Annotated in this window: 17 protein-coding genes and 1 CRISPR repeat array; of the genes, 10 read left to right on the top strand and 7 right to left on the bottom strand. The window is 60.3% G+C overall.

What is annotated here, in order from left to right; all coding sequences use genetic code 11:
* The first annotated feature begins 87 nt into the window (after positions 1-87).
* The gene (locus CPA59_RS03310) at positions 88-1,083 is read left to right on the top strand and encodes an aldo/keto reductase (RefSeq protein ID WP_107758694.1); all 996 of its coding nucleotides are present in this window, start codon (positions 88-90) and stop codon (positions 1,081-1,083) included.
* A gap of 37 nt (positions 1,084-1,120) precedes the next feature.
* Here the strand turns inward: CPA59_RS03310 and rsmC are convergent, their stop codons facing one another.
* Complete coding sequence (gene rsmC, locus CPA59_RS03305; RefSeq protein WP_107758693.1) at positions 1,121-2,149, bottom strand: 16S rRNA (guanine(1207)-N(2))-methyltransferase RsmC; 1,029 nt, start codon at positions 2,147-2,149, stop codon at positions 1,121-1,123.
* Positions 2,150-2,314: 165 nt separating this feature from the next.
* On the opposite strand from rsmC, the gene CPA59_RS03300 reads away from it, so the two are divergent.
* The 6 genes from CPA59_RS03300 (at position 2,315) to CPA59_RS03275 (ending at position 9,060) form a co-directional block, all read left to right on the top strand.
* Positions 2,315-2,734, top strand: a complete 420-nt coding sequence (locus tag CPA59_RS03300) for a DNA polymerase III subunit psi (RefSeq protein WP_049854570.1) — start codon at positions 2,315-2,317, stop codon at positions 2,732-2,734.
* Entirely contained in the window at positions 2,703-3,146 is a 444-nt protein-coding gene (gene rimI, locus CPA59_RS03295; RefSeq protein WP_039692139.1) for a ribosomal protein S18-alanine N-acetyltransferase, read from the top strand. The genes CPA59_RS03300 and rimI overlap by 32 nt, the downstream gene beginning before the upstream one ends.
* A 118-nt stretch (positions 3,147-3,264) precedes the next feature.
* Positions 3,265-3,804 carry a sigma-70 family RNA polymerase sigma factor gene (locus CPA59_RS03290; protein WP_107758692.1) on the top strand — a complete coding sequence of 180 codons (540 nt, stop codon included), beginning with the start codon at positions 3,265-3,267 and terminating at the stop codon, positions 3,802-3,804.
* On the top strand, positions 3,801-4,784 hold the full coding sequence (locus CPA59_RS03285; RefSeq protein ID WP_107758691.1) for a FecR domain-containing protein: 984 nt from the start codon (positions 3,801-3,803) through the stop codon (positions 4,782-4,784). Before CPA59_RS03290 ends, CPA59_RS03285 begins: the two co-directional genes overlap by 4 nt.
* 93 nt (positions 4,785-4,877) lie before the next feature.
* On the top strand, positions 4,878-7,346 hold the full coding sequence (locus tag CPA59_RS03280; RefSeq protein WP_107758690.1) for a TonB-dependent siderophore receptor: 2,469 nt from the start codon (positions 4,878-4,880) through the stop codon (positions 7,344-7,346).
* Between the two features lie 31 nt (positions 7,347-7,377).
* Complete coding sequence (locus tag CPA59_RS03275) at positions 7,378-9,060, top strand: ABC transporter ATP-binding protein/permease (protein WP_049854574.1); 1,683 nt, start codon at positions 7,378-7,380, stop codon at positions 9,058-9,060.
* Between the two features lie 72 nt (positions 9,061-9,132).
* Here CPA59_RS03275 and deoD read toward each other — a convergent pair whose 3' ends face one another.
* The 4 genes from deoD to deoC form a co-directional block, all read right to left on the bottom strand.
* A complete protein-coding gene (gene deoD, locus CPA59_RS03270; RefSeq protein ID WP_038917824.1) occupies positions 9,133-9,858 on the bottom strand; it encodes a purine-nucleoside phosphorylase in 726 nt (241 codons plus the stop codon).
* 102 nt (positions 9,859-9,960) lie between these two features.
* Positions 9,961-11,184 (bottom strand): phosphopentomutase, encoded by a 1,224-nt coding sequence (gene deoB, locus CPA59_RS03265; protein ID WP_049854575.1) that lies wholly within the window; start codon positions 11,182-11,184, stop codon positions 9,961-9,963.
* Positions 11,185-11,356: 172 nt separating this feature from the next.
* Entirely contained in the window at positions 11,357-12,730 is a 1,374-nt protein-coding gene (deoA, locus tag CPA59_RS03260) for a thymidine phosphorylase (RefSeq protein WP_049854655.1), read from the bottom strand.
* Between the two features lie 62 nt (positions 12,731-12,792).
* Positions 12,793-13,572 (bottom strand): deoxyribose-phosphate aldolase, encoded by a 780-nt coding sequence (gene deoC, locus CPA59_RS03255; protein WP_049854576.1) that lies wholly within the window; start codon positions 13,570-13,572, stop codon positions 12,793-12,795.
* A gap of 183 nt (positions 13,573-13,755) precedes the next feature.
* A CRISPR array of direct repeats spans positions 13,756-15,128; the repeat unit is 29 nt; unit sequence CGGTTTATCCCCGCTGGCGCGGGGAACAC.
* A 205-nt stretch (positions 15,129-15,333) separates the two neighbouring features.
* On the opposite strand from deoC, the gene CPA59_RS03250 reads away from it, so the two are divergent.
* Complete coding sequence (locus CPA59_RS03250) at positions 15,334-15,636, top strand: GIY-YIG nuclease family protein (RefSeq protein WP_038917819.1); 303 nt, start codon at positions 15,334-15,336, stop codon at positions 15,634-15,636.
* Here the strand turns inward: CPA59_RS03250 and CPA59_RS03245 are convergent.
* Together CPA59_RS03245 and CPA59_RS03240 are read right to left on the bottom strand one after the other, a co-directional pair.
* On the bottom strand, positions 15,623-16,126 hold the full coding sequence (locus CPA59_RS03245) for a GNAT family N-acetyltransferase (protein WP_038917818.1): 504 nt from the start codon (positions 16,124-16,126) through the stop codon (positions 15,623-15,625). The genes CPA59_RS03250 and CPA59_RS03245 overlap by 14 nt on opposite strands.
* Positions 16,120-16,644: an SCP2 domain-containing protein gene (locus tag CPA59_RS03240; RefSeq protein ID WP_038917817.1), complete on the bottom strand. Its 525-nt coding sequence runs from the start codon at positions 16,642-16,644 to the stop codon at positions 16,120-16,122. Before CPA59_RS03240 ends, CPA59_RS03245 begins: the two co-directional genes overlap by 7 nt.
* A 319-nt stretch (positions 16,645-16,963) precedes the next feature.
* On the opposite strand from CPA59_RS03240, the gene CPA59_RS03235 reads away from it, so the two are divergent.
* Together CPA59_RS03235 and CPA59_RS03230 are read left to right on the top strand one after the other, a co-directional pair.
* Positions 16,964-17,962: a peptidase U32 family protein gene (locus CPA59_RS03235; protein ID WP_038917815.1), complete on the top strand. Its 999-nt coding sequence runs from the start codon at positions 16,964-16,966 to the stop codon at positions 17,960-17,962.
* Between the two features lie 20 nt (positions 17,963-17,982).
* Entirely contained in the window at positions 17,983-18,861 is an 879-nt protein-coding gene (locus tag CPA59_RS03230; protein ID WP_107758689.1) for a U32 family peptidase, read from the top strand.
* Positions 18,862-18,945: the final 84 nt, after the last annotated feature.

Genomic DNA, 18,945 nt, shown 5'->3' with positions numbered 1-18,945 from the left:
CAAACAGTGTTGCATAAAACCGCGAATTTATCTTTTTGATTCAAACAACCACACTGAAAAACGCGGTTAATAACACGGAGCAATAACATGCAACAGCGAAAACTGGGCCCGCAGGGGCCAACGGTATCTGCACTGGGTCTCGGCTGTATGGGGATGAGCGATTTCTATTCCACCGGGCAAGATGAAAAAGAGGCTATCGCCACCCTGCATCGTGCGCTGGAACTGGGCGTCACCCTGCTGGATACCGCCGACATGTACGGCCCTTACACCAATGAAACGCTGGTGGGCAAAGCCATCAAAGGCAAACGGGATCAGGTATTTCTGGCTACCAAGTTTGGCATTCTGCGCGACCCGGCCAACCCGAACCTGCGTGGCGTCTGCGGCCGGCCGGAGTATATCCGTCAGGCGGTCGAAGGCAGTCTGAAACGTCTGGGCGTCGAGGTCATCGATCTTTATTACCAGCACCGCATCGATCCGGCAGTGCCGATTGAGGACAGCGTCGGCGCGCTGGCCGATCTGGTTAAGGCAGGCAAGATTCGTTATATCGGCCTGAGCGAAGCCTCCGCCGCTACGCTGGAACGCGCGCACCGCGTTCACCCTATCACCGCGCTGCAAAGCGAATACTCATTGTGGACGCGGGATGTGGAAGCGGAGATTCTGCCCGCCTGCCGCCGTCTGGGCATCGGCTTCGTGCCTTACAGCCCGCTGGGACGTGGTTTTCTGACCGGCGCCATCAAACGACGGGACGATCTGGCCGCGGACGATTTCCGACGCGCCAACCCGCGCTTCAGCGATGAAAACTTTGCTAAAAACCTGCAACTGGTGGACAAAATCACGCAGCTGGCGCAGGAAAAAGCGGTAACGCCATCGCAGCTGGCGCTGGCCTGGGTGCTGGCGCAGGGCGAGCACATCGTTCCGATTCCCGGCACCAAACGCCGTCGCTATCTGGAAGAAAATGTCGGCGCGCTGTCGGTTTCGTTGACGCCGCGCGAGCAGGATGACATTAACGCCATCTTCCCGCCGGAGATCGCCGCAGGCGCGCGCTACGGACAGGAAGGCATGGCGACGCTCGATAACGCCTAAGCGTCGCATCGCGCCCGGCGAAAGCCGGGCGGCTCAGTTAACGTTTTTTATTGCGGCGCAGCACCGCGCGATAAACGCGGAAACGACCGGTCTGGGCGATAACTTCATGGCTGCCGAAGGTTTCGTCCAGCAGCGCCGGGTACGGCAGGAAAGCGTTGGCGACAATGCGCAATTCGCCTTCCATATTCAGGTGCGAGGCGGCGCCGCGAATCATCACTTCCGCCGCGTGCAGGCTGGTCTGCATGCCGTCATGGAACGGCGGGTTGGAGATAATGAGGTCAAAACGCCCCTGAATATCCGAGTACGCGTTGCTGGCGATCACCTGCCCTTCCAGACCGTTGGCCGCCAGCGTCGACCGGCTCGCTTCCAGCGCGGCGGCGCCGACATCGCTGAGCGTCAGGCGGATTTTCGGCGATATGCGGGCAAACGACGCCGCCAGCACCCCAGCGCCGCAGGCGAGATCCAGTACCTTGCCCTTGCGATGCGGCTCCAGCGTCGAGAGCAGCAACTGGCTGCCGGTGTCCAGCCCCTCGCGGCTGAATACGCCCGGCAACGTGTGTACCGGCACGCCATCCACGTCATACTCCAGCCACCAGTCCTCCAGCGCAAAAGCAGACGGTGCTTCCAGACGACCGTGATACAGGCCGCAACGGCGGGCGCTGTCGATCTTGTTGATGGCGGCGATCGGCTCCAGAATGCCCTCGGCGCTGCGTACCCCGCTGCGGTTCTCGCCGACGACGAAAATGTCGCAGCTCACCGGCAGCAGCGACAGCAGGTTGGACAGCTGGAACTGCGCTTCCTGTTTGCTTTTCGGCCAGTAGTAGATCAGGGTGTCGCACCCGGCTACGGTTTCCGCCTGCGCCAGCAGCGAGAAATGCACGTTGTCGCCCAGTACGGGCTGCAACTGCTGCCAGTGATGATACTGCGTGGTGTGCACGGTGACGGCGGCTGCGTCAAAATGAGCGGGCAGCGTATCTTGCAGATCGCCGGCAAACAGCACCCGGCGGGAAACAAATTCATCACTGTGGCGCAGTATCACTTCACTGGCGGGGGTTAATGCTGACATCAGGTCTGGCTCCTCAATAAACTGAGCGAGGATTATAGTGGTTTGTTGGCGCATGTTCAGCGATTTGTTAGCATAGCGCCGCACAATCGTGCGCCACCACTATTGTTTATCGCGATGATCATATCGCGGTTATCGTATCGCGGTTATCGCGCGCGGAGTTAAGGCATGACATCAAGACGGGACTGGCTGTTGCAGCAACTGGGGATCACCCAGTGGACTTTGCGTCGGCCGTCGGTGCTGAAAGGCGAAATCGCCGTCAGCCTGCCGCCGGACGCCCGGCTGCTGATCATCGCCGATCCGCTGCCCGCCAGCGACGATCCGCTATTGCAGGATGTGGCGCGCAGCCTGAATCTCGCCCCGCAGCAGATAGTCAGCCTGACGCCGCGTCAGGCGCAGATGCTGCCGGAACACACTCGCTGCCACAGCTGGTGGCTTGGGCAGCCCGCCGCCGACCCGTTGACGTTGGACGGCGTGCAACTGACCAGCCCGGCTCTGGCCGAGCTTTATCACAACGCCGGGGCGAAACGCGCCCTGTGGCAACAGATTTGTCACCATGAACATGATTTCCACCCTGACCACGGCTGACCTGCCGCGGGCGTTTGAGATTGAATGCTTAAGCCACGCCTTCCCGTGGAGCGAAAAAACCTTCATCAGCAATCAGGGCGAGCGTTACCTCAACCTGAAACTGTGCCATGACCAGCAGTTGGTGGCCTACGCCATCACCCAGGTGGTGCTGGATGAAGCCACGCTGTTCAACATCGCCGTCGCCCCCGACCATCAGCGTCACGGCTACGGACGTCAGTTGCTGGAACACCTGATCGCCGAGCTGGAGCGCAGCGATGTGGTGACGCTGTGGCTGGAAGTACGTGCCTCCAACGCGCGCGCCATCGCGCTGTATCAAAGCATGGGATTCAACGAGGTGTCGGTGCGGCGGGATTATTACCCGACCGTCGGCGGCCGGGAAGACGCCATCATTATGGCGCTGCCGCTGGGCTGACGGCGCGCTTTTCCCATCAGTCCGGCCGTTTCCTTCCGGTTGTCAATAATTTGAAATGGAAATCATTCTCAATTAATATGCGGCGATATTTTGCGCTTTCCGTTTTCAGGAACCCGTTATGTCCGCCGTCAACACCGCCAGCCCTTGCGACCTTCAGCAGCTTTATCAGCAGCATCACGGCTGGCTGCAGGGGCTGCTGCGCAAACGGCTGGGCAATCTGTGCGACGCCGCCGATCTGGCGCACGATATTTTCGTACAGCTGCTGACCCGTCCGCGCCACTTCGACAGCCATGAAGGCGCGCGCGCCTACCTCAGCGTGATGGCGCAGGGCCTGTGCGTCGATCTGTGGCGCCGCCAGGCGCTGGAACAGGCCTGGCGGCAGTCGCTGAACGACTGCGAGCAAGTGCATGCGCTGTCTGCCGAGCAGCACACCATCATTCTGGAAACCCTGTATCAGGTCGACGCCATGTTGCGTCAGTTGCCGGACAACGTGCGCGTCGCCTTTATCCTGGCGCAGATTCAGGGGCAAACCTACGCGCAAATCGCCATCACGCTCGGCGTCAGTGAGCGGATGGTGAAAAAATACATGGCGCAGGCGATGCTGCACTGCATCCTGCTGGAAGCGGAGCATCACGGCCATGAGGCGATGCAGCGGTGAACCGACAGGCACCGGCGTCGCCACCGGATTATCAGGCGCTGCAACAGGCGGCCGACTGGTACGCCCAACTGCTGGACTCCGCCCACGACAGCGAGCTGCATATCCGCTGGCAACAGTGGCTATCGGCAAGCGATGCGCACCGTCTGGCCTGGCAGTATGTGGAAACCGTCAGCCAACGCTTTCAGCCGTTGCGCGGCGACGTCACGCCATTGACGGCGCAGACGCTGCTGCAACCGTCTACGCCGCTCACCCGCCGCCATACCCTGCGCCTTGGCGCACTACTTGCTACCGGCTCGCTGCTGTCCTGGCTGACCTGGCGCCACACGCCGGTGCGCGAAAGCCTGCTGGCGCTGACAGCCGACTACCGCACCGGTACCGGCGAAATCCGCGATTTTACGCTCAGCGACGGTACCCGGCTCTGGCTAGATACCGCATCCGCGCTTGATGTCCGCTACACCGATACCCGTCGCCAGTTGAACCTGATCGCCGGCGAAGCGCTGATCGACACCGCCGCCGACAAGCGGCGACCGCTGTTTGTCGCCAGCCGGGAAGGCAGCATGCAGGCGCTCGGTACCCGTTTCAGCGTGCGTCAGTTGGCAGGCAGCACCCAACTGACCGTATACGCCGGCAGCGTGGCGGTCACGCCGCGGCAGACAGGCCCGCTGCGCCAGATCGACGCCGGCCGACAGTGGCGATTTGACGCCAGCGGCGCCGGGTTCGAAACACGCATCAGCGCGCAGGATGCCGACTGGCGTCAGGGAATGCTGCACGCCAACGACACCCCGCTGGGCGACGTGGTGGCGCGGCTGGCCCGCTACCGCCACGGCCATCTGGCCTGCGCGCCGGATGTCGCCGCGCTGCGCGTGGTCGGCACTTTCCCGCTGATGGACACCGATCGGGCGCTCGCCATGCTGAGCCGGGTGCTGCCGGTGCGCATCCACCGCCGTTTCGACTGGTGGATCACCGTCGAACCTGCCTGAAAAAAATTATCGCCCGCCGGTTCCCTTTTTGCGCCGCTCGTTCGATTCCCACTAAAAGCACGCTCTTTTACTCTGGGATACAAGGCATTCATCATGACATTCACTACACCTGCTCGCGCTGGCCTGCGCCAGATTCTCCGCCCACAAAAACCGCTGGTCGTCGCGCTGCGCCTCGCCCTGCTCAGTCTGTCGCTGCCGTGCGTCATTCCAGCCAGCGCCGCGCAGGAAAGCCCGGCGACGCGCCATTACGCGCTCGCCGCCGGTCCGCTTGGCAACCAGCTGAACCAGCTCGCCGGGCAGGCCGGCATCTATCTCGCCGCCGACGCCAGCCTGACGCAGGGGCTGAGCGGCCCGGCGCTGCAGGGCGATTACACGGTGGATGAGGCGTTACGCCGCCTGCTGAGCGGCAGCGGGCTGACCGCGTCACGCCAGGCGGACGGCAGCTACGTGCTGAGAAAGCCGGCGGACGGCGAAGAAATGTATGTTATCCGCCAACCCAGCCTGAACGGCCCGACCGAAGACACCGGCGCCTACACCACCCGCAATCTCAGCACCGCCACCCGAATGACGCTTTCGCCGCGCGAAACGCCGCAATCGGTCAGCGTGGTCACCCGCCAGCAGATGGACGACCAGCACATGACGTCGCTGGAAGACGCGATGGCCGTATCCACCGGCGTCACCGTGGTGAAAGAGAGTTCATATCAGACCCGTTTCCAGTCCCGTGGCTTCATGATGGACAACGTGCAGGAAGACGGCTCCGGCAGTTCATTCCAGAACAGCGTATCGGGCATGGGCTCGGCGGAATCCTCCAGCGAGTCGCCCGATCTGGCGATCTACGATCGGCTGGAAATTCTGCGCGGCGCGTCCGGGCTGTTGCAGGGCAACGGCGAGCCGGGCGGCACCGTCAATCTGGTGCGCAAAAAACCGACCTACGATTTTCGCGGTACGCTCAGCACCAGCGCAGGCAGTTGGGATCATTACCGTCAGGAAGCGGATGTGTCCGGCCCGCTCAATAGCGACGGTTCGCTGCGCGGCCGTTTTGTCGGCGTCACCCAGAAAAAAGGCAGCTTTGTCAACGAGGTATACAGCGAACGCCATGTCATGTACGGTACGCTGGCCTATGATCTCACCAGCGACACCACCGTCACCACCGGCGTCAACTGGCAGAAAACCCGCACCGTGCCGGATCTCTACGGCGTACCGATGTCTACCGATTACGCCAGCCTGAACCTGCCGCGCTCCACCTTTCTGGGCGCCAGCTGGAACCGGATCACCTTCGAGAAAATCAACGCGTTCGCCGAACTGGAACACCGCTTCAGCAGCGACTGGACGCTGAAAAACGCGCTCAACTATACCCACTCCACCGCCGTCGGGCGCTTTACCGGTATTTTCGGCAACGGCACCAGCGGCGTCGGTAGCAGCGGCACCGGGCGGCTCAACAACATGCTGGCGCGGGATAATCAGGCCGATCAATGGAGCTATAACCTGACGCTCAACGGGCCGTTCGAACTGCTCGGGCGTCGCCATGAGCTGGTGGTGGGCGGCGATTACCAGAAAGAAAACTTCGACAACCTGTTCGGCCGGGTGATCAACACCAACGTCGTGAACGTGTATAACTGGAACCCCGACGCGCTGGCCGAACCCGCCTGGCCCGCCTACAGCAACAATTACACCTACGATCTCTACCAGCGCGGCCTGTTCACCACCGCCCGCTTTACGCTGGCGGACGACTGGAAGCTGATTGTCGGCACCCGCTACAGCAACTTCAGCTATACCAACAACTTGCGTAATCTCAGCAGCGGCTCCGCCACCCAGACCCACTTTAAAGCCAACGAACAATGGACGCCGTACGGCGGCCTGCTGTGGGACTTCGCCGATCACTACACCTGGTATCTGAGCTACGCCGATATCTACAAGCCGCAGGAAAATATCGACAACCGCGGCAATCTGCTGCCTGCCGTCACCGGCAAAAACTACGAAACCGGGGTGAAAGGCGAGTTCTTCGGCGGCGCGTTGAACACCTCGGCAGCGCTATTTCGCATCGTGCAGGAAAACCGGGCGGTCGAAGATATCAACTGTCAGGTTTCCACCACCTGTTACCGCGCCGACGGCAAGGTGGAAAGTCAGGGACTGGAACTGGAAGCGGCCGGCAAACTGGCGACGGGCTGGCAGTTGTCCGCCGGTTATACGCTGACCAACAGCAAATACCTGAAATCCGACGAGAGCACGCAGGGGCGACGCTACAGCCTCAATACGCCGCAGCACCAGTTCAAGCTTTACACCAGCTATCAGTTGCCCGGCAGCCTGAATCAATGGACGGTAGGCGCCGGGCTGACCGCGCAAACCGACACCACCACCAGCCGGGGGGTGACGCAGGGCGGTTATACGCTGCTCAACGCCAACGTGAACTATCAGTACAACTCGCATCTCAGCTTCAACCTGGCCGGGTATAACCTGACCGACAAGGTGTACTACGTGAACGTGTCGAACCGTCATCGCGGCGGCAACAACTTCTACGGCGACCCGCGCAATGTGATGCTAACCGCCAAATGGGCCTTCTGATGGCGGCGCTAAACCTTTGGCGCCGGGAGCCATGACCAGCCTGCGGCGTTTCTGCCGGCTAGCCGCGCCGCTGTGGCTAAGCCGCGGCGCATTATGGTTATGGCTGCTGCTGTTTGCGGTTATCGGGCTGACGCTGTCGGTCGTGTGGATCAGCGTACAGTACAACAACTGGAGCAAAGCCTTCTACGATGCGCTGGCGGACTACTTCCGCCATGCGTCGATCCGCGCGCTGGCGCTGAGCTATCTCGGCTACACCGCGCTGTTTGTCGCGGTGGTGGTGTGCGGCAACTGGCTGAAAAAACTGCTGATGCTGCGCTGGCGCGAGCAGATGACGCGGCAGTTCGAACAGCAATGGTTGCAGCGCCACGCGCACTATCGGCTACAACTGATGCCCAACGGCGCGCCGGATCACCCCGACCAGCGCATCGCCGAGGATATCCGCCTGCTGACGGAGCAGAGCCTGACGCTGCTGCTGTCGTTGCTGAAAAACACCGCCCGGCTGTTCTCCTTCCTTGCCATCCTGTGGCAGATCTCCGGCGTGCAGACCATCACGCTGGGCGACTGGCGCCTGACCGTGCCGGGGTATCTGGTCTGGATTGCGCTGGGGTATGCGCTTTTCGGCAGCGCGGTCACACACTGGCTCGGCGCGCCGCTGCATCGCGTCAATGCCCGGCTACAACAGGTGGAAGCCGGCTATCGCGGCACGCTGTTGCGTATCCACGACCACAGCGAGCAAATCGCGTTTTATCAGGGACAGACGGCGGAACGCCAGCGGATGCAACGGCACTTCGGCGCGATCGTCGCCAGCGCCTTTCAACTGATGGGGCGCGAGTTTCGGCTGGAGAGCTTCACCACCAGCTACTTCCGCCTGAGCCTAATTATTCCGGTGTTCGCGGTGCTGCCGCTTTACCTGCTGCAACAGATTTCGCTGGGCGCCATCATGCAGGCGCGCGCCGCCTTTGGCTACGTGCTGGACGCCTTTGGCTGGTTCATCGACAGCTACCGGGAACTGGCGCGCTGGTCGGCTACCGTCGACCGGCTGTGGGAACTGCAACAACAGTTGCAGCAGTTGCCGCCCTGCCCGGCCCCACAACGCCGGGGCGAGGCGCTTATCGCCGATCGCCTGCAACTACGCTCTCCACAAGGGCATGCCTTACTGGAGCCGGTGTCGCTGTGTCTGCAACCGGCCAACTGGTGCCAGTTGCAGGGCGCGAGCGGCAGCGGCAAAACCACCCTGCTGCGAGCGCTGGCCGGGTTATGGCCGTTCAGCGCCGGACCGGTGATCCACCCTGCCGGCGAAGTGCTGTTCTTGCCGCAAAAACCCTATCTGCCGCAGGGAACGCTACGTCAGCTGTTGAGCTATCCGTCGCCGCACACGCCGCACGATGATCAGTTGCAGGCCGTACTGCAACAGGTGCAGTTGCCTCATCTCGTGCCGTTGCTGGACTGCGAGCACCCCTGGTCGATGCGTCTGTCCGGCGGCGAGCAGCAGCGGCTGTCGCTGGCACGCGCCTTGTTACAAAAACCGGCGTTGTTGTGCCTGGATGAAGCCACCAGTCAGTTGGACGATGACAGCGCGTATCTGCTCATGCGGGAATTGCGTCATCAGTTGCCGCACGCCATCGTGCTGGCGGTGACGCATCAAACGGTGCTGGCGGAGCTGTTCGATACCACGCTGACCACAACGACAGCCGGGCGGGCGAACGCGGCCTGAGCGACAGGAAAAAATACCGTCAGGAAAGAAACCAAAGAAAGCGGCCCGAGGAATATCGGGCCGCCAGAGGGATTAGGCGTCGGCTTTGTCGCCCAGCAGTACGGATTCGAGCGCGATCTCGATCATCTCGTTGAAGGTGGTCTGACGCTCGGCCGCGGTGGTCTGCTCGTGGGTACGGATATGGTCGGACACGGTGCAGATCGCCAGCGCTTTAGCGCCGAATTCCGCCGCCACGCCGTAGATACCGGCCGCTTCCATTTCCACGCCCAGAATGCCGTATTTTTCCATCACGTCGAACATTTGCGGGTCCGGCGTGTAGAACAGATCGGCGGAGAACAGGTTGCCGACGCGAGCGTCGATGCCGCGCGCTTTGGCTGCGTCCACCGCATGACGCAGCAGATCGAAATCGGCAATCGCCGAGAAGTCGTGATCTTTAAAGCGCATCCGGTTCACTTTGGAATCGGTGCAGGCGCCCATGCCGATCACCACGTCACGCAGTTTCACATCTGCGCGCACCGCGCCGCAGGAACCGACGCGGATAATTTTCTTCACGCCGTATTCGGTGATCAGCTCTTTGGTGTAAATGGAACAGGACGGAATGCCCATGCCGTGGCCCATTACGGAAATGCGGCGGCCTTTGTAGGTACCGGTGAAACCCAGCATACCGCGCACATTGTTCACTTCCACCGCGTTTTCCAGAAAGGTTTCCGCGATGTATTTGGCGCGCAGCGGGTCACCCGGCATCAGCACTACGTCGGCGAAGTCACCCATTTCTGCATTGATATGTGGCGTAGCCATGCTTTTTCTTCCTTTTCAAATTCAGTGTGAAATCATGATGATAAATTATAGCGCCCGTCACCGGTCCGTGTCACAGCATTGACCTGTCACAGAATAGTCCTGTCACAGAATAGACTGGCCGTAATCCATCGGCGACAGCCCGAAATAACCGGTAACCGTCTGGCCGATATCGGCAAAGGTGGTGCGGTGGCCGTAATCGCCCGGCTTAACGTTCGGCCCGTAAATCAGCACCGGCACATGCTCGCGGGTGTGATCGGTGCCGGGCCAGCTCGGGTCGCAACCGTGGTCGGCGGTCAGGATCAGGATATCGTCGCCGGTCACGCGCGCCAGCATCTCCGGCAGACGGCGGTCAAACAGCTCCAGCGCCGCCGCATAGCCGGGCACATCACGGCGGTGGCCGTAGGAAGAGTCGAAATCGACAAAGTTGGTGAACACGATGGTGTCGTCGCCCGCCTGTTCCATCTCTTTCAACGTGGCGTCAAACAGCGCATCGATACCGGTGGCTTTCACCTTTTTGGTGATGCCGACGTTGGCGTAGATATCAGCGATTTTGCCCACTGACACCACAGTGCCATTTTTCTCGTCCACCAGCTTTTTCAGCATAGTCGGCGCCGGCGGCTCGACCGCCAGATCGTGGCGGTTGCCGGTGCGCTGGAACTGACCCGCTTTGTCGCCGACGAACGGACGGGCGATCACCCGGCCGATATTGAAACCGCCGTCGGTCAGCTCTTCGCGGGCGATTTCACACAGCTCGTACAGTTTCTCCAGCCCGAAGGTTTCTTCATGGCAGGCAATCTGAAATACCGAGTCCGCCGAGGTATAGAAAATCGGTTTGCCGGTTTTCATGTGTTCCTCGCCGAGCTGGTCGAGGATCACGGTGCCGGAAGAATGGCAGTTGCCAAGATAACCCGGCAGCCCAGCGCGTTCGACCAGTCGGTCCAGCAGCGCCTGCGGGAAACTGTTGTGTTCGTCGAGGAAATAGCCCCAGTCGAACAGCACCGGCACCCCGGCGATTTCCCAGTGGCCGGACGGCGTGTCCTTGCCGGAGGAAATTTCGCTGGCGTACGCGTAGGCGCCGATGATATCGGCCTGTTCATCCAGCCCCGGCGGGAACTGCCCGGTGGAACCTTCCGCCGCCTTGCCCAGCCCCAGACGGCTCAGGTTCGGCAGCCGCAGCGGCCCTTGTCGGCCGACATCGGCCTTGCCTTGTGCGCAGGCTTGTGCGATATGGCCCAGCGTATCTGAACCTGCGTCGCCAAACCGTTCGGCATCAGCGGCGCTGCCAATCCCGAACGAGTCGAGAACCATAATAAATGCACGTTTCATGTAGTTATCTCCTGCGTCGTGCGTAAGGCACAGCTTATACGTAAAACGTAAAGCATCGGTGTACGTAAGGCCGGGCGGCGACAGTGCGGTTATACCCGTCATACTTCAAGTTGCAGGTGTGTTGGCTGCGTTCGTTCACCCGAATCACTTACCTGAGTAAGCTCATCGGGATTCACTCACTTGCCGCCTTCCTGCAACTCGAATTATTTTGGGTATAGATGTCCGTAGCGTCCAGACGACGATAAATCAGCGGACAAGGCGCAGGCGGTTGATCGTCAAGGCGAATCGCCTCGCGCAGCGCCTGCGCGGCCAGTTGCCAGTCCGACTCGGTTCTGGCGTGGACAACCGCCAGCGGACGCTGCGCATCCACCCGCTCGCCCAGACTGACCATGTCGCTCAGCCCGACACTGTGATCAATGATATCACTGGCCTGACGTCGACCACCACCCAACGCCACCACTACCATGCCCAACGCGCGCGCATCCATCGCGCCGACAAAGCCGTCGCGCCCGGCGAACACCGGTTTGCTGAGCGTGGCGGGCGACAAATAGCGATCGTAATGTTCGACAAAATCCGTCGGGCCGTGCTGGGCCGCCACCATACGGCCAAATACTTCCGCCGCCCGGCCGTTGTCCAGCACCGACTGCAGTTTCGCGCGCGCCTCGGCGGCATCGCGCGCCAGGTGGCCCGCCAGCAGCATGGATTCGCACAGCGCCATCGTCACCTCGAACAGACGCGGGTTACGCTGCTCGCCGGTCAGAAAGCGCACCGCTTCGCGCACTTCCAGCGCGTTACCGGCGCTGGAAGCCAGCACCTGACTCATGTCGGTCAACAGCGCGCTGGTGCGGCAGCCGGCATTATTGGCCACGCCGACAATCGCCTGCGCCAGTTGCTCCGACTGTTCATAGGTCGGCATAAACGCGCCGGAACCGACTTTGACGTCCATCACCAGCGCGTCCAGCCCTTCCGCCAGCTTTTTCGCCAGAATCGAGGCGGTGATCAGCGGGATGGAATCGACGGTGGCGGTGATATCGCGGGTGGCGTAAAAACGCTTGTCCGCCGGCGCCAGCGAGCTGGTCTGCCCGATAATCGCCACCCCAACCTGACGGATGATCTGCCGAAAGACGTCATCCTCCGGGAAGATGTCCAGCCCAGGAATCGACTCCAGCTTGTCCAGCGTACCGCCGGTGTGGCCCAGACCGCGGCCGGAAATCATCGGCACATAGCCGCCGCAGGCCGCCACCATCGGCCCCAGCATCAGCGACGTGACATCGCCGACGCCGCCGGTCGAGTGTTTGTCCACCAGCGGACCGTTCAGGTTTAGCCCGGACCAGTCCAGCACCGTGCCGGAATCGCGCATCGCCAGCGTCAACGCCACCCGTTCATCCATGTTCATATCGTGGAAGAAGATGGTCATCGCCAGCGCGGCGATCTGCCCTTCCGACACGGTGTTATCGCGCACACCGTTGATGAAAAAGCGAATTTCCTCCGCGCTGAGCGGATGCCCGTCGCGTTTTTTGCGGATAATTTCCTGAATCAGAAACAAGGTGCGTTCTCCTGCATAATCCATGAGTACCGATGTATCGCGCCCGTCAGGCGCGAACCGCATCAGTAGCCGCTGCGTGCCTGCCCGGCTTCGTGGCCCAGCGTGGTCAACAGGCTACCGAGCAAGCCGGACGCGCCAAATCGGAAATGGCGGGCATCCGCCCAACCGTCGCCCATGATAGCGTCGGCAAGTTGCAGATACTGCGCCGCATCTTCCGCTGTGCGCACGCCGCCGGCCGGTTTAAAACCGACGCGCTCACCCACGCCTTTATCGCGGATCACGCTCAGCATCACTTCGGCAGAATGCAGCGTAGCGTTCACCGCCACTTTGCCGGTCGAGGTTTTGATGAAATCCGCCCCGGCATCAATGGCAATTTCGCTGGCTTCGCGAATCAGTTCATCGCTTTTCAGCTCGCCGGTTTCAATGATTACTTTCAGCAGCACGCCCGCCGCGGCACAGGCCGCCTTACAGGCGCTCACCAGCTCGAAACCGACCTGACGGTTGCCGGCCATCAGCGCCCGATAGGGGAACACCACGTCCACGTCGTCGGCGCCGTAAGCGATAGCCGCATTGGTTTCCGCCAGCGCAATGTTAATGTCGTCGTTGCCGTGCGGGAAATTGGTCACGGTAGCGATGCGGACATCCGGCGTGCCCTGCTCGCGCAGCACCTTGCGCGCCAGCGGCACAAAACGCGGGTAGATACAAATGGCGGCGGTTTTTCCCGCCGGGCTGTTAGCCTGACGACACAGGGCGATCACCTTCTCATCGGTATCGTCATCATTCAGGGTGGTTAAATCCATCAGTCCCAGCGCGCGTTGCGCCGCCGCAGTCAAATCACTCATACAACACTCCCGCTCTCAGCCACACTATTGCGTTTCCGGGCATTTCACCCTGATAACGCACTCTGTTATGTGATTTTATTCACATCAAAAAGAAATTAAATGCACATAAATCATCATTTGTGTGAATATTGTAACACCAAAGAAGGTAAGCACTGTATCGAATTATATGAAGCCTGATAATGCAGGCTTATCCCCGCTAGCGCGGGGAACACTCTCAATACGATCCACGCCAATCCACGAATCTCGGTTTATCCCCGCTGGCGCGGGGAACACCAAGGAGTGGTTTCAAAATAAACACTCTTTAACGGTTTATCCCCGCTGGCGCGGGGAACACGTCACGATACAGCCCGATCCACACATCACAATCGGTTTATCCCCGCTGGCGCGGGGAACACCAAACGCATAGTTGTTCATTGCGTTTTTACTCCGGTTTATCCCCGCTGGCGCGGGGAACACGTACACCCGGTCAGCGGCCTGTATCGGCAGGGAGGTTTATCCCCGCTGGCGCGGGGAACACTTCTGTCCGTCACTTTCAACGGCAAGTTCAGCCGGTTTATCCCCGCTGACGCGGGGAACACATGGCTAAGGGCTTCGATAACCATCGCAAGCCCGGTTTATCCCCGCTGGCGCGGGGAACACGCGGACTCGGAAGGATTGCGCCGACGGTGTGTTCGGTTTATCCCCGCTGGCGCGGGGAACACCGGACCCATGACATAATGAAGTGTTTGTCCTGCGGTTTATCCCCGCTGGCGCGGGGAACACTGCGCCGCACTGGCTTTACTCGGTGAAGTACGCGGTTTATCCCCGCTGGCGCGGGGAACACATTCTTCTGCGCGGTAAGGTCAGTGTTAGCGGCGGTTTATCCCCGCTGGCGCGGGGAACACGCTCTCTGCGTAGGCCGTAAATTTGGCCTCAACGGTTTATCCCCGCTGGCGCGGGGAACACCTGGGCTTTCTGGTTCTGCTGCTCCACCAGTTCGGTTTATCCCCGCTGGCGCGGGGAACACCCAAATCCATAGGCATCTGCTTGAAAGCATTTCGGTTTATCCCCGCTGGCGCGGGGAACACGCATCCCATTGAGCCTTGACATCAGACCACAGCGGTTTATCCCCGCTGGCGCGGGGAACACATGTTCCGTGCTGCATTATTCGTTTTCCCCATCGGTTTATCCCCGCTGGCGCGGGGAACACATACTGAGGCTCCCATTTTTCGACCTCGGCGCCGGTTTATCCCCGCTGGCGCGGGGAACACTTTCATAGCATCAAATAGCAGCCCGATTTCTTCGGTTTATCCCCGCTGGCGCGGGGAACACCTGAAGAGCATTGGAAAAAGCTGAGCGATGAGCGGTTTATCCCCGCTGGCGCGGGGAACACGGATAAAAATATTAAACCTACTGACGTTCAGAACGGTTTATCCCCGCTGGCGCGGGGAACACGATACCTCACCTTGTAATGATGTGCCTATTACCGGTTTATCCCCGCTGGCGCGGGGAACACCCGCTGGAAGGGATTTTGTCGTAAAAATATAGCGGTTTATCCCCGCTGGCGCGGGGAACACTCTAAAACTATATACTTGTTTTTTAATGACTTTTAAAGCCTGAAAAATTCCACCAACTTTTTTATGTTGTTAAAGAGCGCTAACTTATTGATAAATAAAAGCCTCAAATTTTTCCACCATCGGCCACCGACGAATACGGCAGCACAGGCAGCCTTTATCGAGATATCACCGTAAGATAAGCGCTGACCCACGAAAAGGAAATGACGTGAAAAACAGTGAGACCACATGGTTTCTGTACCTGCTGCGCACCGACAGCGGGCTGCTTTATACCGGCATCACCACCGACGTGACGCGGCGGCTGGCGCAGCATCAGGCCGGGAAAGGAGCGCGCGCGTTGCGCGGCAAAGGACCGCTGACGCTAGCGTATCACTGCGTGGCGGGCGATCGTTCCACCGCGCTGAAATGGGAATATCGCGTCAAACAGCTAAGCAAAATGCAAAAAGAAAGGCTGGTGCAGCACCAGCCTCCGACGCTTACCGATTTTATGCCCCTGTTCAGAAGCGATTGAACGGCGCGGCGTATTCCACCAGACCGCTGGCGCCCTGAAAGTGGTTGTCCGCCAGCGGGTAAACCTGAAAGGCCCGTTCGCTGCCCGGCCAGCGACAGCGCAATTGCTGCTCCTGCGCCGGCACAAAACCAAAACGAGCGTAATAATGCGGGTCGCCCAGCACCACCACGGCGGTGTAGCCAAATTCGTTGAGCGCATCCAGTCCTTCATACACCAGTTGCTCGCCGATCCCCCGGCGGCGCAGGCTTTCGTCTACGGCCAACGGCGCCAGCGCTACCCACTGCAGGTCTTCGCCGCCCAGCGTCACCGGGCTGAACGCGGCATATCCCACCACGCCGCCTTCGTCGTCGGTAGCGACGATACCCAGCGTCAACTGGCCGTCCTCACGCAGCTGATGCACCAGCTCCGCTTCGGCCTCGCTGGAGAACGACCGCCGCAGCAAGGCGTCGATGCCCGGCGCATCAACCGGGATTTCAACACGAATCAGCATGACACTGGCGCGTGCGGACTGGCTTGCTCTGCGCCCTCCTGTAAACCGGCGGCCACGAACCCGGCCAGTTGCAGCAGCGCAACGCGCAGCGGCGCGGGCATACTTTCCAGCTCGATGGCATCCATCAGGTTCTTGACGTACAGCCCCAGTTCAGTGTCCCCTTCAATACGCAGGCGGCGCTGGAAAAACAGCGTGTCCGGATCTTCACGACGGGCGGCGATCAGGATCAGATCGTTGGCATCGGCGCTGAAGCTTACATCCGCCAGTTCGTTGTGACTGATTTCCAGCCGGTTATCCCGCAACGTGACAAACCACTGCAAACCGATATCGCGGACTTCGATCTGCAACCAACGCCCGTCAAGAAAATCCAGCTCGCCTTCTTCCAGCGCCTGACGGAACTGCCACCCCAGCAGTTGCTCCAGCACCCGGCGTTGCAGGAAGAAAGGCGTTAACGCTAACGGCTTACTCAGTAAACGTGGCCCTTGACGCACAATCTGCGCACGTAGTTTTTCCAACACTGGCGTACTCCTCATAAAGCGATGCTGCTTAACCGATATGGTCATTATTCTGCCACAGAACGGGAAACCGGCAGCAGGGGTCTACATCAATAAAAAACGCCAGACGCGTTTTTTAACATCGCGTAGCGACCCCCGCAGGCAAGTCGCTGGAATGTGACGAGTTAAATTTAGCCTGTTCTGCGCCAAATCACGACCGGTAAGCGCCAGCAATTCCCCGATATGCTGGTTTAAATCAAAGTCGCTGGCAGCCGGGTTCACTAAGATTCCTTTTCATTGCAAACCGGCCCGCTGCGTCAGGCCGTGATGAAAGGACGTAAGAATGGAACTGCTTTGCCCCGCCGGTAATCTGCCGGCACTAAAAGCCGCCATCGACCATGGCGCCGACGCGGTGTACATCGGGCTGAAAGACGATACCAACGCCCGCCACTTCGCCGGCCTCAATTTCAACGACAAAAAACTGCAGGACGCCAGCGACTACGTGCATCGCCACCGCCGCAAACTGCATATCGCCATCAATACCTTCGCCCACCCGGACGGCTATCAGCGCTGGCAGCGGGCGGTGGACACCGCGGTGCAGACCGCCGGCGCCGATGCGCTGATTCTGGCGGATCTGGCGATGCTGGAGTATGCCGCCGAGCGCTATCCGACGGTAGAGCGACACGTGTCGGTGCAGGCATCCGCCACCAACGAGGAAGCCATCCGTTTTTATCAGCGCCACTTCGATGTCGCTCGTATCGTGCTGCCGCGCGTGCTCTCCATTCATCAGGTCAAACAGCTTTCGCGCACCAGCCCGGTGCCGCTGGAAGTGTTCGCCTTCGGCAGCCTGTGCATCATGGCTGAAGGGCGCTGCTATCTGTCCTCCTACCTGACCGGCGAGTCGCCCAACACCGTAGGCGCCTGCTCGCCGGCACGTTTCGTGCGCTGGCAGCAAACGGAAAACGGCATGGAATCACGGCTGAACGATGTGTTGATCGATCGCTATCAGGACCATGAAAACGCCGGCTACCCGACCTTGTGCAAAGGCCGTTATCTGGTGGACGGCCAGCGTTATCACGCGCTGGAGGAACCCACCAGCCTGAATACGCTGGAACTGCTGCCGGAACTGATGGCGGCCAATATCGCCTCGGTGAAAATCGAAGGCCGTCAGCGCAGCCCGGCGTACGTCAGCCAGGTAACCCAGGTATGGCGGCAGGCGATCGACCGCTGCAAGGCCGATCCGGCGCATTTCACCCCTACCGCCGAGTGGATGGAGGCGCTGGGCGCCGTCGCCGAAGGTACGCAGACCACACTAGGCGCCTATCATCGCCAGTGGCAGTAGACAGGAGACATCGACACAACATGAAATATTCACTGGGCGCCCTGCTCTACTATTGGCCCAAAGCCGACATTGAAACGTTTTATCAGGCAGCGGCCGCCAGCAGCGCCGATATCATCTATCTGGGTGAAACCGTGTGCAGCAAGCGCCGGGGCATGAAAGTCAGCGACTGGCTTGACCTCGCTCGCGCGATCGCAGCCAGCGGCAAGCAGGTGGTAATCTCCACACTGTCGCTGTTGCAGGCGCCTTCCGAACTGACCGAGCTGAAAAGGTATGTGGAAAACGGCGAATTCCTGCTGGAAACCAACGATCTGGGCGCGGTCAACATGGCGGCGGAGCGCGGCCTGCCGTTTGTCGCCGGCCACGCGCTCAACTGTTATAACGCCTACACCCTGCGGTTACTGCACAAACAGGGCATGATGCGCTGGTGTATGCCGGTGGAGCTGTCGCGGGACTGGCTGCAACATCTGCTCAATCAGTGCGATGAGCTCGGTTTTCGCCATCAGTTTGAGGTGGAAGTGCTGAGTTATGGTCATCTGCCGCTGGCGTATTCCGCCCGCTGCTTTACCGCCCGTTCGGAAAACCGCCCCAAGGATGAATGCGAAACCTGTTGCATCAATTACCCGCAGGGGCGCCAGATGCTGTCGCAGGAAAACCAGCAGGTATTTGTGCTTAACGGCATCCAGACCCAGAGCGGTTACTGCTATAACCTCGGCAACGATCTGGCGTCAATGGACGGGCTGGTGGATATCGTGCGCCTGTCGCCGCAAGGGCCGGATACGCTGGCGATGATCGATAATTTTCGCGCCAACCAGCACGGCGGACAGCCGCTGACGCTGGCAAACCAGCAGGATTGCAACGGCTACTGGCGACGGGTGGCCGGGCTGGAGCTGGTCGGTTAAATCAGTCGGGACGATGCGCACGCATCGTCCGTTGCAAATTGTTAAGATCGCGTAACATCTCATTTGTGTTTATTTGGGCTGGCA

This window comes from Dickeya sp. Secpp 1600 (genome assembly GCF_003049805.1).
GTDB lineage: Bacteria > Pseudomonadota > Gammaproteobacteria > Enterobacterales > Enterobacteriaceae > Dickeya > Dickeya fangzhongdai.
Note: the sequence above shows the minus strand (reverse complement) of the source record. Positions and strands in the feature narration are given on the sequence as shown.

What these genes read in the sequence shown, in the direction of transcription:
- CPA59_RS03310 (WP_107758694.1), top strand. Translation starts at nt 88, where the DNA reads ATGCAACAGCGAAAACTGGGCCCGCAGGGGCCAACGGTATCTGCACTG.
- rsmC (WP_107758693.1), bottom strand. Translation starts at nt 2,149, where the DNA reads ATGTCAGCATTAACCCCCGCCAGTGAAGTGATACTGCGCCACAGTGAT.
- CPA59_RS03300 (WP_049854570.1), top strand. Translation starts at nt 2,315, where the DNA reads ATGACATCAAGACGGGACTGGCTGTTGCAGCAACTGGGGATCACCCAG.
- rimI (WP_039692139.1), top strand. Translation starts at nt 2,703, where the DNA reads ATGAACATGATTTCCACCCTGACCACGGCTGACCTGCCGCGGGCGTTT.
- CPA59_RS03290 (WP_107758692.1), top strand. Translation starts at nt 3,265, where the DNA reads ATGTCCGCCGTCAACACCGCCAGCCCTTGCGACCTTCAGCAGCTTTAT.
- CPA59_RS03280 (WP_107758690.1), top strand. Translation starts at nt 4,878, where the DNA reads ATGACATTCACTACACCTGCTCGCGCTGGCCTGCGCCAGATTCTCCGC.
- CPA59_RS03275 (WP_049854574.1), top strand. Translation starts at nt 7,378, where the DNA reads ATGACCAGCCTGCGGCGTTTCTGCCGGCTAGCCGCGCCGCTGTGGCTA.
- deoD (WP_038917824.1), bottom strand. Translation starts at nt 9,858, where the DNA reads ATGGCTACGCCACATATCAATGCAGAAATGGGTGACTTCGCCGACGTA.
- deoB (WP_049854575.1), bottom strand. Translation starts at nt 11,184, where the DNA reads ATGAAACGTGCATTTATTATGGTTCTCGACTCGTTCGGGATTGGCAGC.
- deoC (WP_049854576.1), bottom strand. Translation starts at nt 13,572, where the DNA reads ATGAGTGATTTGACTGCGGCGGCGCAACGCGCGCTGGGACTGATGGAT.
- CPA59_RS03245 (WP_038917818.1), bottom strand. Translation starts at nt 16,126, where the DNA reads ATGCTGATTCGTGTTGAAATCCCGGTTGATGCGCCGGGCATCGACGCC.
- CPA59_RS03235 (WP_038917815.1), top strand. Translation starts at nt 16,964, where the DNA reads ATGGAACTGCTTTGCCCCGCCGGTAATCTGCCGGCACTAAAAGCCGCC.
- CPA59_RS03230 (WP_107758689.1), top strand. Translation starts at nt 17,983, where the DNA reads ATGAAATATTCACTGGGCGCCCTGCTCTACTATTGGCCCAAAGCCGAC.